This window comes from Streptomyces glomeratus, assembly GCF_021462825.1.
GTDB classification, from domain to species: Bacteria; Actinomycetota; Actinomycetes; order Streptomycetales; family Streptomycetaceae; genus Streptomyces; species Streptomyces glomeratus.
Window position 1 is genome coordinate 304,507 of sequence record NZ_JAKEEB010000001.1, and the last position, 13,734, is coordinate 318,240.

Consider the following 13,734-nt stretch of genomic DNA (forward strand, 5'->3'; position numbering starts at 1 on the left):
TTCGATCCTCCGCAGTCGGGGTCCCCTGTGCCCTCACGCTCCTCAACGAGTACAACCACACTAGAGCCCCGGTGTGACAGGGGTGACGTCAGCCGCCGGTTCGTAGCACAGCTGCGACGATAGGGCCTGCCGCGTCGCCGCCGTGCCCGCCCTGCTGGGTCATGGCCGCCGCGGCGATGTCGCCCCGGTAGCCGGTGAACCAGCTGTTGGACCTGGCCTGTCCGTCGACCTCCGCGGACCCCGTCTTGGCGCCGATGTCCCCGCCGAGCCCGGACATCGCGCGTGCGGCCGTGCCCTGGGTCGCCGTCAGCCGCATCATCGCGCGCAGCTGGGCCACCGTGCCGGAGGACAGGCCCTTGGCGGTGGCGAGTTGACGGCCGTCCAGCTTCGGGGAGACCAGGTACGGCTGCCGGAACGTGCCCGTGATCGCGGTGGCTGTGACGGACGCCATGTTCAGCGGGCTCATCTGGACCTGCCCCTGGCCGATGGCGTTGGCCGCGCGGTCGGGGCCGGTGGAGGCGGGGACGCTGCCGTCGAAGGAGACGATGCCCGTCTTCCAGTTGTTCTGCCCGAGACCGAAGCGCTGCTCGGCCTCGGCCGTCAGGGAGGCGTCCGTGAGCGGCTTCTCGTCGATCAGCTTCACGAACGCGGTGTTGCACGACCGCATGAAGCTGTTGGCGAGGGTCGCGTGCTCATTGGGGACGAGGCCCTTGAGGTTGGTGAAGGTCTGGCTCTGCCAGGTGGCCGTGGCAGTACAGGGAGCCGGGCCGTTCATCGAGGTGACGCCGTTGTCCAGGAGCATCGCCGAGGTGACGATCTTCATGGTGGAGCCGGGGGCGAGCCGCCCTTCGAAGGCCGCGTTGAACTGGTCCTGGCGGTGGTTGGCGACCGCGAGCACCTCGCCCGTGCTCGGCTGCACCGCCACCACCGACGACTGCGGGTACTGCCGCACGGCCCGTTCGGCCGCCGCCTGTGCGGAGGCGCGGATCGTGGTGCGCAGCTTGCCGGGCGTGCCCTTGGCGAGGGTCAGCAGTGTCTTGCCGGGCGTGTTCGGGTCGGCGCGCTCGACGGAGAGTTCGGTGCCCGGCTTCCCACCGGCCTTGTCACCGTACTTCTCGCGCAGTGCGTCCAGGATGGGACCGAGGGACGGGTACTTCTCCGCGGTCAGCACCACGCCGTCGCGGTCCACCGCCTCGATCGGCGGGACCTTGGCCTCACCGGTCACGAGCGTGTCGCCCTTCTCCAGGGAGGGGTACACGACCGACGGCTGCCAGTCGACCAGCGCGCGACCGGTGGTCATCCCGCGCACGACGGTCAGTTCGCCGTCGTACGCGAGCGGCTTGGACGTCCCCCCGTAGGACACGGTCGCCTTGACGGAGAACGGCACCGAGTCCCCGCTGCGCGCGCCCGGTGTGATGTGCACCGCGGTGATGTGCGCGGCTCCACCGTACGCGGCCAGCAATTGCCCCGCTGCCTGAGCGTTGTTGGTGTACGAGGCCGCGGTGGACGCGTCGCCCTTCGCCCAGGCGGCGAGGAACTTGGCACTCGCCTCCTTGACCTCGTCCGCGGACGGCGGCCCGGTTTTCACGGCTGCCGGAGCGCCGCCGCCGCTCCCCGAGCTCCCGTGGAGCGCCGACAGAACGTTGTACGCCCCGTACCCGGCTCCCCCCAGCATCACCACGAACACCCCGCCGACTATGGCGGCTCTGGCCCCCTTGCGCATGGCGCGCTCCCCCTTCCCCGTCGGTCCCGCACTGTAAGCGACCTGGGAGGCAGTTGTGACTGATGTCTACGTTTGTTGTCCGAAGAGTGATCAGAAACGTGCCCGAAAATGATCCAAACCCCGTGCCCAGCCACATCCATGAACACCGTGGGTGAGCCGTCGGCCGCCGGGCGGCAGAAAGCAGGAGCTCGCTGCGACCGGCGGCCCTCCGGCCAAGGCCCTCTCCCTAGCCGTCGCGCCGCTCGGAGCGCCTCGGGCGTCAGGCGGCGAGGACGCCGTGAGAGCGGTGAGTGGAGCCGTGGGCTTCGGCAGGGCAGGCTGAATGCATGCGGTCGCGCTTGCGCTCGTCCCCTCTGCCCGGAGCAGGCAGCCGAAGCCGGGGCCTCTTCGTACTGGTGCAGTGTGTGCCCTTCTTGATCGCGCTGGCCGTCCTGGTCATCGAGCTCACGCCTGCCCACTTCATCTACACCGGCCCCCTGCTCACCGCGATCCCGGCGCTGGCGGGGGTGACGCTGGGCCCCAGAGGAACCACCGCGGCAGCCGCTCTCGCGCTGGCGATCAGCGTCGTCACGGCGACCTACAACCACGCATGGGGCACCGTGCAGGTCTACACCAACCTCCTGGCCCTGGCGCTGGTCTCCGTGGCCGGCTTCGTCGCGAGCAGCACCGTGCAGTCGCGCCGGCAGAGAGAGCTAGACCAGGTGCGCCGGATCGCCGTGGCGGCACAGGAGGTCGTGCTGCGGCCCGTACGCGCGCGACTGGGCCCGGTGGAGGCGGCCAGCTTGTGCCTTGCGGCCGGGACGGGGGCACAGGTCGGCGGTGATCTGTACGAGGCCGTGCAGACCCGGTACGGCGTCCGCATGATCGTGGGGGACGTCCGGGGCAAGGGGCTCTCCGCGGTGCGAGCCGTCGCTGCGACGTTGGGTGCGTTCCGGGAGGCCGTGCACTACGAGGACGAGTTGGTCGAGGTCATGAACCACTGTGCCGCCGCGCTGCGAAGGGAAGTCGCCGTACCGGGTGCATACGGTCAGGAGGTCCTGATGGAGGGGTTCGTCACGGCGCTCATCGCGCAGGTGCCGGACGAACCCGTGGTGCAGCTGGTCAACCGGGGTCATCCGCCGCCGCTGCTGCTGCACCGGGGCAGGTCGACGGCCTTGATGCCGAGCTCGCCCCTGCCGCCCCTCGGGCTGGAAGACTTCATCAGCGGCCCTCCCCCCAAAGCCGAGAGCTATCGGTTCCTCCCCGGTGACCGCCTGCTGCTGTACACCGACGGGGTGATCGAGGCCCGCGACCGGGACGGCGAATTCTTCGCTCTCCCGGAGACCATGGAGGGCATACACGACGGCACCACCCCACCGGAATTCCTGGAGCAGCTGCACCAGGCGTTGATCCGCCATGCCGAGGGCGACCTGGCGGACGATGTGGCGATGATCCTCGCCGACCGGCTCGACGGCGAATCGCAGCCGCTTTCCGGTGGGGTGGACGTGGACTAGCGGTCGTCGCTAGACCCCAGGGCCGTGTCAGGCCGCTCGGGCCGTGTGTGGGCCGTGATGTTCGCTAAGAAGGCGCCGCCGGTGCAGCGCGTCATCTGGGACGGGTTCCACTTGCCCAATCATCTCCGTAACGATCCGAAGGAGTCCGAGGTATCGCTGCATACCTGCCTGCGTTGCCCGCGAATCCGATGGATGCGCTCCGACGCCCAGGAGGACGGCGGCGTAGAAGTGCCTGAGCGCGATGATGCCGTCGGAGGCGAGAGCGGGCTTCCAGCGGTGATCGTTGAAGTTGCCCACGCGCAGGTGCCGCCCTTGGGCTCCGCCGGAGATGAGCCGCTTCGTCACAAGGTGGCCGTCGGGCGTGCGCCATGGAAGCGTCACGTCGATCGGCTCAAACTTCTTCGAATGGTCCCGGAGCATGGTGGCCACGCCCTTGGGCAGCGGCACGTCCCGGGCGCCCACGAGCCGCGGGCGCGGCCGACCGCTGCGCCCCAGTCGTGTGTCCGCCCGGCTAAACCCAGGTGTCCAGCCACATCCGCGACCGCCACGAGTCGATCGGGATCGCCGTGCCCGTGTAGATCGGCCAGAAGTAGATGAAGTTCCAGGCGATCAGCAGGACCAGGACGCCCGCGCCCGCCGCTCCCACGACGCGGCGGCGTTCGTCCGCGCCGGGGGGACCGAGGAGGGCGCCGGTCATCATCGCCACCGCCAGGCACAGGAACGGGAGGAAGACGACCGCGTAGAAGTAGAAGATCGTGCGCTCCTGGTACAGGAACCAGGGCAGATAGCCGGCCGCGATGCCGCAGGCGATCGCTCCCGCCCGCCAGTCGCGGCGGAACGCCCAGCGCCACAGGACGTACAGGATCGCGAAGCAGGCCGCCCACCACAGCAGCGGGGTGCCGATGGCGAGGACCTCGCGGGCGCACTTCCCGCCCGCGTCCGAGGGGCAGCCGGACTGGCCGGGGGAGGGGGACTCGTAGAAGTACGAGACCGGGCGGCCCACCACGATCCAGCTCCACGGGTTCGACTGGTACGTGTGCGGGGACGACAGGCCGACGTGGAAGAGGTAGACCTCGTGCTCGTAGTGCCACAGGCTGCGCAGCCAGTCCGGCAGGAACGTCCAGGTGCCCCCCTTGCCGTCCGTGGCCGCCCAGTTGCGGAAGTAGCCGCCCGAGCCGTCGGCGGGGGAGAGGATCCAGCCGATCCAGGAGGTCAGGTACACGACCAGCGCCACCGGGACCGTCGCCAGGAAGGTGATGCCGGTGTCGCGCTTGAGGACCGTCGCGTACGGGCGGCGGGCGCCCGCCACCCGGCGCGCACCCACGTCCCACAGCACCGCCATCACACAGAAGGCGGCCAGGATGTAGAGGCCGTTCCACTTGGTGCCGATGGCGAGGCCGAGCAGCGCGCCCGCCGCCCAGCGCCAGGGGCGCCACCCCAGCCGGGTGGTCTCGGCGGCGTACACGTCGGGACGCACCCGGCCGTCGGCGTCCGCAGGGAGCGCGGCCGCCAGTTTGGCGCGCGCCCGGTCGCGGTCGACGAGCAGACAGCCGAAGGCCGCGAGGACGAAGAACTCCAGGACGCCGTCGAGGAGCGAGGTGCGGCTCATCACGAACTGCAGCCCGTCCACCGCCATCAGCGCGCCCGCCAGGCAACCGAGGAAGGTCGAGCGGAACAGTCGGCGGCCGATGCGGCACAACAGCAGCACCGAGAGCGTGCCCAGCAGCGCCGTCATGAAGCGCCAGCCGAAGGGATCGAACCCGAAGATCAGCTCGCCGAGGCCGATGACGTACTTGCCGACCGGCGGATGCACCACGTACGCGGCGTCCGTGGGGATCGCCACATGGCCGTTGTGCTGAAGGATCAGGTCGTTGGCGTTCTTGGCCCAGTTCGACTCGTACCCGTTGTGGACGAGCGCCCAGGCGTCCTTGGCGTAGTACGTCTCGTCGAATATCACCGCCCTGGGACTGCCCAGGTTCCAGAACCGCATCAGCCCGGCCAGGAGCGTCACGAGCAGCGGGCCGCCCCAGGCCGACCAGCGCGTGAGGCGGTCGGCGACCTCCGCGCGCAGGCCGAGCACCGCCGGGATGCGCGGGCTGGGCTCGCTGTACGGCGGCACCAGCCGGTCGCGGACGTCGCCTCTCTCAGGCGCCGCGTATCCGAAACGGCGCAGCCGTTGCTGCCACGTCGGCCGCTGGTCTGCGGTGGCCTGGCCCTGCCGGGTGTCCGTGGAGGACGCGGTACTGGTCACCGCGCCATCGTAGGGAACACGTCTGTGTGAGTCCCGCGCATGGCGCCTGCGAGGATGGAAACGTGACAGTATCGCCCGGAACCCTGGTCCTCGCCGGCACCCCGATCGGGGACATCTCGGACGCGCCGCCCCGGCTCGCCGAGGAGCTGGCCACCGCCGATGTGATCGCCGCCGAGGACACCCGACGGCTGCGCCGCCTCACCCAGGCGCTGGGAGTGCAGCCGGCCGGGCGGGTGGTGTCCTATTTCGAGGGCAACGAGTCCGCCCGTACCCCGGAGCTGGTCGAAGCGCTGGTGGGCGGGGCTCGGGTGCTGCTCGTCACCGACGCGGGGATGCCCTCGGTGTCCGACCCCGGGTATCGGCTGGTCGCCGCCGCCGTGGAGAAGGACGTCCGGGTCACCGCCGTGCCCGGCCCCTCCGCCGTGCTCACCGCGCTCGCGCTGTCCGGGCTGCCCGTGGACCGTTTCTGCTTCGAGGGATTCCTGCCGCGCAAGGCGGGCGAGCGGCTGTCGCGGCTGCGTGACGTGGCCGGCGAGCGCCGCACCCTCGTCTACTTCGAGGCGCCGCACCGGCTCGAGGCCACCCTCGCCGCGATGGCCGAGGCGTTCGGCGCCGAACGCCGGGCCGCCGTCTGCCGTGAGCTCACCAAGACGTACGAGGAGGTCAGGCGCGGTCCGCTGGGTGAGCTGGCGGAGTGGGCCGCCGAGGGCGTCCGGGGCGAGATCACCGTCGTCGTGGAGGGGGCCGGCGAGCAGGCGGCCGGGGAGCTGGACGCCGCCGAGCTGGTGCGCCGGGTCCGGGTGCGCGAGGAGGCCGGGGAGCGCCGCAAGGAGGCGATCGCGGCGGTGGCCGCGGCGGCGGGCCTGCCGAAGCGTGAGGTCTTCGACGCGGTGGTGGCCGCGAAGAACGCCGACGGGGCGCGGTCCGCCCGGTGAGCCGTCGGCGCCCGGGTGCGGCCGAAGGCGGCGGGCCCGGGTGCTCGTACCCCCTCTGAGCAGGGGGCATCTCCCATGAGCGCACGCCCCATGGGCGGGCAAAGGGCTGTCGTGGAAGGCAAAGCCGTAACGCCGCCATCCGGGGCACTTGGGCAAGCAACGTCCAAATCGCCTCCAACACTCGACAGGCACTGATGCCTTTGCGCTGGTGGAGGCGTCCACTGGGGGCAGGGACGTACCCGTCCCTCGCCCGGCGTGGGGACCCGCGGGATTCAGGGGAAGCCCGCCCCACCGGGGCGCTTGTCCAGCGGACAAGAGGAGCTGGCATGAGTGAGATGGCAGGGCGGACCGGCCAGGACGAAGTGGCCGGTGGCCTCACCGGGCAGTACGACCGAGGTGCGGCGACCGCCGTCGTCCACGAGTCCTATTCCTTCGCCTGCATGCGATGCGGGCACGGCTGGGAGCAGTCGTACGAGATAGAGCACCACCTCGACGGCGACGGCAACGAGTTCGTCATATACGTGGCGGGCGGGCGCGTGGTGCCGTCGCCGCTGCGCCGTCCCGCCTGTGTGAACTGCGACAGCCCTGTGGTGCGCATCATGCGCCCGGGCCAGGTGTCCTCCGCGCAGAACTCGCTGCACCACCACCGCCCGGTGACGTCGGCCGCCGGGAAGGACCTCGACAAGCCCCGGACGGAGCCGGCGAAGCCCAAGGAGCAGCACCACTGGCATCTGTCGGACCTGCTCCACCCGTTTCACCACCGCAACGCGGGATGAGCCGAACCGCACGGCGGGACGAGCCGAACCGCAGGGGCGGGACGAGCCGCACCGCACGGCGGGGCGAGCGGGACCGCACGGCGGGGCGAGCGGGACCGCACGGCGGGATCGGACCGGCAGGCGGGCCTTTCCGGGGCGGCATGCCCCTTCCGTAGGATCGGGGCATGCCTTCCCCAGCGTCCGACAAGCACGCGCCGCCGCCGCTTCCCGAGCCCCTCGGCGTCTCCGTCGCCGACTCGCACACCCACCTCGACATGCAGTCCGGCACCGTCGAGGAGAGCCTCGCCAAGGCGGCGGCGGTCGGCGTGACGACGGTCGTCCAGGTCGGCTGCGATGTGCAGGGCTCGCGCTGGGCAGCCGAGACGGCCGCGGCGTACGACGCGGTGCACGCGGCGGTGGCCCTGCATCCGAACGAGGCCCCGCGCATCGTGCACGGAGACCCCGACGGCTGGTCCCGGCAGGGCGCGCGCGAGCCGGGCGGGGACGCCGCCCTGGACGAGGCGCTCGCCGAGATCGACCGCCTCGCCGCGCTGCCGCAGGTCAAGGGCGTCGGCGAGACCGGCCTCGACTACTTCCGCACCGGACCCGAGGGCAAGGCCGCCCAGGAGCGGTCCTTCCGCGCGCACATCGAGATCGCCAAGCGGCACGGCAAGGCGCTGGTCATCCACGACCGCGACGCCCACGCCGATGTGCTGCGCATCCTCAAGGAGGAGGGCGCGCCCGAGCGGACCGTCTTCCACTGCTACTCGGGCGACGCGGCGATGGCGGAGGTCTGCGCGCGTGCCGGGTACTTCATGTCGTTCGCCGGCAACGTGACCTTCAAGAACGCCCAGCCGCTGCGCGACGCGCTCGCCGTGGCCCCCCTGGACCTCGTCCTGGTGGAGACGGACGCGCCCTTCCTGACGCCCGCGCCGTACCGCGGACGGCCCAACGCGCCGTATCTCGTCCCGGTCACGGTCCGCGCGATGGCCGCGGTGCGCGGTATCGCGGACGACGAGCTGGCCTCTGCCCTCGCGGACAACACGGCACGCGCCTTCGGCTACTGACTTCGCCGCCCCCGGCGACGGCCTGCCGGGGGTGTGTACGGCCGCCGACCGTGGGCGTGTCGCGACACCGTGTGACGGCGTTGCTTTGGAGAGTGACGACCAGCCGCTACGTTGGTCGCCCGTTTCGGACCTTCTCTGGAGCGTGTCGTCGTGAGCAACCGGCAGTACCCGCCGTACGGGACGTACGGCCCGAAACCGGAGTACGAGGACCACGAGCCGTACGGCCGGATGTACCAGGACACCTACCGGCCCGCGTACGAGGCGCGGGTCCAGGCAGCGCGCGCCCGACAGGCCACGGGACCGCTGCTGCACCGGCCGACGGAGGCCGCCCCGCGCACCGGCGGCCGAGCCCCGGCCCGGCACGCGGCGCGCCGCCGGAAAGGCCGCGCGCGCACCCACTCCGTGCGCCGTCTCCTCCCGCAGGCCCTGGTGGTCGCCTTCCTCGCCGGAGGCACCACCGCGTTCATCGCCAAGGACAAGGCCATCGAACTGACCGTGGAGGGCAGGCACCGCACTCTGCACACGTTCGCCGACGACGTGGGCGAACTGCTCGCCCGGGAGGGGGTGGGGGTGGGGGCGCACGATGTCGTCGTGCCCTCGCCCGGCACACCGCTCACCAGCGGCGAAGAGGTCGCGGTGCACTACGGCCGGCCGGTGCGCCTCACCCTCGACGGGCACCGGCGGGTGGTGTGGACGACGGCGCGTACGGTGGACGGCGCGCTCGAGCAGCTCGGGGTGCGTGCCGAGGGCGCGTACCTATCGACCTCACGCTCCCTGCGGATCCATCGCGAAGGGCTCGCGCTGGACGTCCGCACCGAGCGCACCCTGACGGTCATGGCCGACGGGCGGCTGCGCACGCTCCGCACGAACGCGGCGACCGTCCGGGAGGCCCTCGAACGGGCCGGGATCACCTTGCGCGGCGAGGACACGACCTCCGTGGCGCCCGGCAGCTTCCCGGTCGACGGGCAGACGGTGACCGTGCTGCGGGTGCGGGGCTCCCGGGAGGTCCGCGAGGAGCCCATCCCGTTCCCCGTGCGCCGTACGCAGGACCCGACCCTGTTCCGGGGCACCGTGCTCGTGGCCCGCGCCGGGCAGCCGGGCACCCGCCGGGTGACCTACGCCCTGCGCTCCGTCAACGGCGTCCGGCAGCGGCCGCGCCGGGTCCGCGTCGAGGTGGTGCAGCGGCCCACCACCCAGCTGGTCCGGGTGGGCACCAGGGCGCGCCCGGAGTCGGTGGCGGGCGCGGAGCACCTCGACTGGGAGGGGCTCGCGTACTGCGAGTCCAGGGGCCGGCCGCGTGCGGTGGACGCGTCCGGCACCTACGGGGGTCTCTACCAGTTCGACCGGCGCACCTGGCGCAGTACCGGCGGCTCCGGCCGGCCGCAGGACGCCCCGGCGGAGGAGCAGACCTACCGCGCGAAGAAGCTGTATGTGCGCCAGGGGACCAGTCCCTGGCCGCATTGCGGGTCACGGCTGTACGGGTGAGCGGGGCGGGCGGGGCGGCGCGGGCACGGGCGCCCCGCGCCGCCCCGTACCCTTGGTCCGTGAACAGCTCCACCCCCGACGCCCTGCTGGGCCCCGCCGACGTCCGTGAGCTGGCGGCGGCCCTCGGCGTACGCCCCACCAAGCAGCGCGGCCAGAACTTCGTCATCGACGCCAACACCGTGCGGCGTATCGTGCGCACCGCCGATGTGCGGCCCGACGACGTGGTGGTGGAGGTGGGGCCCGGCCTCGGGTCCCTGACGCTGGCGCTGCTGGAGGTCGCCGAACGGGTCACCGCCGTCGAGATCGACGACGTGCTGGCGGGGGCACTGCCCGCGACCATCGCGGCGCGGATGCCCGGGCGCGCCGAGCGGTTCGCGCTGGTGCACTCCGACGCCCTGCACGTACGTGAGCTGCCGGGCCCCGCACCCACCGCGCTCGTCGCGAACCTGCCGTACAACGTCGCCGTCCCCGTGCTCCTGCACATGCTCGGCACGTTCCCGAGCATCCAGCGCACGCTGGTGATGGTGCAGTCCGAGGTCGCGGACCGGCTGGCCGCCACACCCGGCTCCAAGGTGTACGGGGTGCCGTCCGTGAAGGCCAACTGGTACGCCGACGTCAAGCGCGCCGGGGCCATCGGGCGCAATGTCTTCTGGCCCGCGCCCAACGTGGACAGTGGGCTCGTCTCGCTGGTCCGGCGGGCCGAGCCGGTCAAGACCACCGCGTCCAGGGCGGAGGTCTTCGCGCTGGTGGACGCGGCGTTCGCGCAGCGGCGCAAGACGCTGCGGGCGGCTCTCGCCGGATGGGCGGGTTCGGCCGCCGCGGCCGAGGCCGCGCTCGTCGCCGCCGGTATCTCGCCGCAGGCGCGCGGCGAGTCACTGACGATCGAGGACTTCGCGCGCATCGCCGAGGCCGCGGGACCGCGGGCGGCCCAGCACCGGACGGCCGCTGCGCGGCGGGCCGCATTCCGCACGGAGGAGTCCGAGTAAGTGAGCGTGACGGTACGCGTACCGGCCAAGGTCAACGTCCAGCTCGCGGTGGGCGCCGCCCGCCCCGACGGCTTCCACGACCTGGCCAACGTCTTCCTGGCGGTCGGCCTGTACGACGAGATCACGGTGACCCCGTCCGCCGGTGGGCCGCGCATCACCTGCTCCGGCCCGGACGCCGGCCAAGTGCCCCTGGACCGTACGAACCTGGCGGCCCGCGCGGCGCGCGCGCTCGCCGAGCGGTACGGCCGCACGGCGGATGTGCACCTCCACATCGCCAAGGACATCCCGGTCGCCGGCGGCATGGCGGGCGGCAGCGCGGACGGCGCCGGGGCGCTGGTGGCGTGCGACGCGCTGTGGGGAACGGGCGCCTCCCGGGAGGAACTCCTCGAGATCTGCGCCGAGTTGGGCAGCGATGTGCCGTTCAGTCTGGTGGGCGGGGCGGCGCTGGGCACCGGGCGGGGCGAGAAGCTCACGGCGCTGGAGGTCGGCGGGACGTTCCACTGGGTGTTCGCGATGGCCGGGCGGGGACTGTCCACGCCGGCGGTCTTCCGGGAGTTCGACCGGCTGAACGAGGGCGTACGGATTCCCGAGCCCGTCGCCTCGCGGGATCTGCTCGACGCACTGGCGAAGGGGGACGCGGACGCGCTCGCGGCCGCGGTCTCCAACGACCTCCAGCCGGCCGCGCTGTCCCTGTTCCCCGAGCTGGCGGACACGCTGGCCGCGGGGCGCGCGGCGGGGGCGCTGGCGGGACTGGTGTCGGGGTCGGGACCGACGACGGCGTTCCTCGCGAAGGACGCCTCCGCCGCGGCACGGATCGCGCGGGCGCTCATGGCGTCGGGCACCTGCCGGTCGGCGCGGGTGGCGTCGTCGCCGGCGCCGGGGGCGACCGTCGTCTGAGCCGGCTCGTCCGAGCCGGCCGTAGTGCGCGCTCGTACTCAGACGGCGGTTGAGTACGAGCACGCTGCCGCGGCACCCGGGCGCCGCGCGACCGTACCGGCATGAGACCCAGTGATCTCGCCGCCGCCACCCCGGAGTCCCGCGACCGGTTCGTCGATCTGCTGAGGGCCGGCTCGCTCGGCGTCGTCGTGCTCGGGCACTGGCTGATGGCGGCCGTGTCCATGGACCGCGACGGCCATGTGCAGGTGGGGAACCTGCTCGCCCTCCAGCCCGAACTCCAGCCGCTGACCTGGCTGTTCCAGGTCATGCCGGTGTTCTTCTACGTGGGCGGCTTCGCCCACGCCCTCTCCTGCCGTTCCGCCCGGCGCCGGACCCCCAAGGCGTACTCGGCCTTCCTGCGCGCCCGGCTGCGGCGGCTGCTGCGGCCGACGGTCGTGTTCATCGGGGTGTGGGGCGCCGCGGCCCTCGTCCTCCAACTGGCCGGAGCCGGTGGTGGATTGCTCGACACAGCGCTGCGGCTGGTGGCGCAGCCGCTGTGGTTCGTGGGGATCTATCTCGCGATGGTCGCCTTCACCCCGCCGCTGCTCCGGCTGCACGAACGCTGGGGGTGGGGCGCGTTCGGCGCGCTCGTCGCCGCCGCCGTGGCCGTCGACGTGCTCCGCTTCGGACTGGGCGTCCCCTACGTCGAGTTCCTGAACTTCGCCTTCGTCTGGCTCGCCATCCACCAGCTCGGATTCCTGCGCGCGGACGGCAGGATCCGCCGGCCGTACATCCTCGCCGGTGCCGGAGTCACGGGGGCCGTGCTGCTGGTCGTGTACGGGCCCTATCCGCTGTCCATGGTCGGGATGCCCGGCGAGAAGATCTCCAACATGGCGCCGCCGACCCTCGCGCTGCTGTGCCACGGGCTGTGGCTGGTCGGGGCGGTGGAGCTGCTGCGCGTCCCCGTCACACGGTGGCTGCGGCGCCCGCGGGTGTGGCGCGCGGTCGTCACGGCGGGTGGCGTCTCCATGACCGCCTTCCTGTGGCATCTCACGGCGATGCTCGGCGTCTACGGGGCGCTGCCGGCGGCGGGCGTGCGGCTCCCGGAACCCGGCTCGGGTACGTGGTGGCTGCAGGTACCATTGCGGATCACGGCCGCCGCGATGCTCACCGCGGTCCTGGTGGCCCTCTTCCGTACCTTCGAAAAACCCTCGGGCGTACGGGAGTCCAGTGCGCCGCGCGCCTGGGCGGGACCCGCTGCCGCGCTCGGCGTCACCCTGTCCTTGTTCGGGGTGCTGGGCCTGTCGATGGTCGGCTTCGGGGGACTCCTCGAAGGCCGTACGGCCCTGCTGATAGCCGTTCACGTGACCGCGCCCGCAGCCGTGACGATGACTCTCGCGGGGTGGCTGCTCGTGGAGCGGGCGGGGCGGGGGCGGGGTGGGGCCGCGTGAGGGCGGCCCGGGGGCTCAGAGGGTGTCGATGGCGGTCAGGTCGATGTCGATGGTGTACGGCTTGTCGACCTTGATCCGGTCGCGGTGCATGCCCATGTGCACATACGCCTTGGTGAGGTGATCCAGCTCGTACACGTGGACGACGGGCCTGCCGCTCGTCCCGTTCTGCTCGACCCGCCAGAAGTTCGGGATCCCCGCCGCGGCGTACTTCTGCGGTTTGGTCGTGCGGTCGCGGGATTCCGAGTCCGGGGACACCACCTCGATGGCCAGGAGCACGTCCTGTGCCTCATAGCTCGTCTGGTCCGGTCCCTTGACCGCGTCGGCCCGGATCACGCTCACGTCGGGTTCGGGGCCGTTGCGCACATCGAGGACGACGGTCATCTCCCGGCTGACCCGAAGTTCGGCGGGCAGGCCGTCGCGCAGGCTGCTGACCAGAAGGTCGACCATGTTGCCGTGGAAGCGGCGCTGCGGACTCACGAAGATCAGGCTCCCGTCGATCAACTCGGTGTGCGGCGGGAGATCGGGCAGTGTGAACAGGTCGTCCACGGTGTAACCGTCCATCGGCGGCATCGGCCAGCGAGACTGCTCGGTGGACTCGGCGGTCATGGTTCCTCCCATGGACGGGATCCTGCTGCCTGTCGTCCACGGTAGCCGCCGTTCCCCGATCACGTCACCACAAAGAGTGACGAGCCCTCGCGCGCCGTCACCCGCC

At 72.1% G+C, this 13,734-nt stretch carries 12 protein-coding genes; 8 read left to right on the forward strand and 4 right to left on the reverse strand.

Going from position 1 to position 13,734, the window contains the following annotated elements:
- Positions 1–88: 88 nt before the first annotated feature.
- On the reverse strand, positions 89–1,723 hold the full coding sequence (locus tag LZ604_RS01390; protein WP_234511588.1) for a penicillin-binding transpeptidase domain-containing protein: 1,635 nt from the start codon (positions 1,721–1,723) through the stop codon (positions 89–91).
- A 404-nt stretch (positions 1,724–2,127) separates the two neighbouring features.
- Here LZ604_RS01390 and LZ604_RS01395 point away from each other — a divergent pair, with 404 nt between their 5' ends.
- Positions 2,128–3,216, forward strand: a complete 1,089-nt coding sequence (locus LZ604_RS01395; protein ID WP_308283551.1) for a PP2C family protein-serine/threonine phosphatase — start codon at positions 2,128–2,130, stop codon at positions 3,214–3,216.
- A gap of 27 nt (positions 3,217–3,243) precedes the next feature.
- Here the strand turns inward: LZ604_RS01395 and LZ604_RS01400 are convergent, their stop codons facing one another.
- Both LZ604_RS01400 and LZ604_RS01405 read right to left on the reverse strand, forming a co-directional pair.
- Entirely contained in the window at positions 3,244–3,663 is a 420-nt protein-coding gene (locus LZ604_RS01400) for a hypothetical protein (protein ID WP_234511592.1), read from the reverse strand.
- A gap of 64 nt (positions 3,664–3,727) precedes the next feature.
- Positions 3,728–5,467, reverse strand: a complete 1,740-nt coding sequence (locus tag LZ604_RS01405) for a dolichyl-phosphate-mannose--protein mannosyltransferase (RefSeq protein ID WP_234511594.1) — start codon at positions 5,465–5,467, stop codon at positions 3,728–3,730.
- Positions 5,468–5,529: 62 nt separating this feature from the next.
- Between LZ604_RS01405 and rsmI the strand changes: the two genes are divergently transcribed.
- The 7 genes from rsmI to LZ604_RS01440 all read left to right on the forward strand — a co-directional run bounded on the left by rsmI (position 5,530) and on the right by LZ604_RS01440 (position 13,022).
- On the forward strand, positions 5,530–6,402 hold the full coding sequence (gene rsmI / locus LZ604_RS01410; protein ID WP_234511597.1) for a 16S rRNA (cytidine(1402)-2'-O)-methyltransferase: 873 nt from the start codon (positions 5,530–5,532) through the stop codon (positions 6,400–6,402).
- A 326-nt stretch (positions 6,403–6,728) separates the two neighbouring features.
- Complete coding sequence (locus LZ604_RS01415; protein ID WP_372482073.1) at positions 6,729–7,178, forward strand: hypothetical protein; 450 nt, start codon at positions 6,729–6,731, stop codon at positions 7,176–7,178.
- A 164-nt stretch (positions 7,179–7,342) separates the two neighbouring features.
- Entirely contained in the window at positions 7,343–8,224 is an 882-nt protein-coding gene (locus LZ604_RS01420; RefSeq protein ID WP_234511599.1) for a TatD family hydrolase, read from the forward strand.
- A 150-nt stretch (positions 8,225–8,374) separates the two neighbouring features.
- Positions 8,375–9,709: a resuscitation-promoting factor gene (locus LZ604_RS01425; protein WP_234511601.1), complete on the forward strand. Its 1,335-nt coding sequence runs from the start codon at positions 8,375–8,377 to the stop codon at positions 9,707–9,709.
- 59 nt (positions 9,710–9,768) lie between these two features.
- Complete coding sequence (gene rsmA, locus LZ604_RS01430; protein ID WP_234511604.1) at positions 9,769–10,695, forward strand: 16S rRNA (adenine(1518)-N(6)/adenine(1519)-N(6))-dimethyltransferase RsmA; 927 nt, start codon at positions 9,769–9,771, stop codon at positions 10,693–10,695.
- Positions 10,696–11,592, forward strand: a complete 897-nt coding sequence (locus LZ604_RS01435) for a 4-(cytidine 5'-diphospho)-2-C-methyl-D-erythritol kinase (RefSeq protein WP_234511606.1) — start codon at positions 10,696–10,698, stop codon at positions 11,590–11,592.
- A gap of 101 nt (positions 11,593–11,693) precedes the next feature.
- Positions 11,694–13,022 (forward strand): acyltransferase family protein, encoded by a 1,329-nt coding sequence (locus LZ604_RS01440; RefSeq protein WP_234511608.1) that lies wholly within the window; start codon positions 11,694–11,696, stop codon positions 13,020–13,022.
- Between the two features lie 15 nt (positions 13,023–13,037).
- Here the strand turns inward: LZ604_RS01440 and LZ604_RS01445 are convergent, their stop codons facing one another.
- Positions 13,038–13,640: a Uma2 family endonuclease gene (locus LZ604_RS01445; RefSeq protein ID WP_234511610.1), complete on the reverse strand. Its 603-nt coding sequence runs from the start codon at positions 13,638–13,640 to the stop codon at positions 13,038–13,040.
- Positions 13,641–13,734 lie beyond the last annotated feature (94 nt).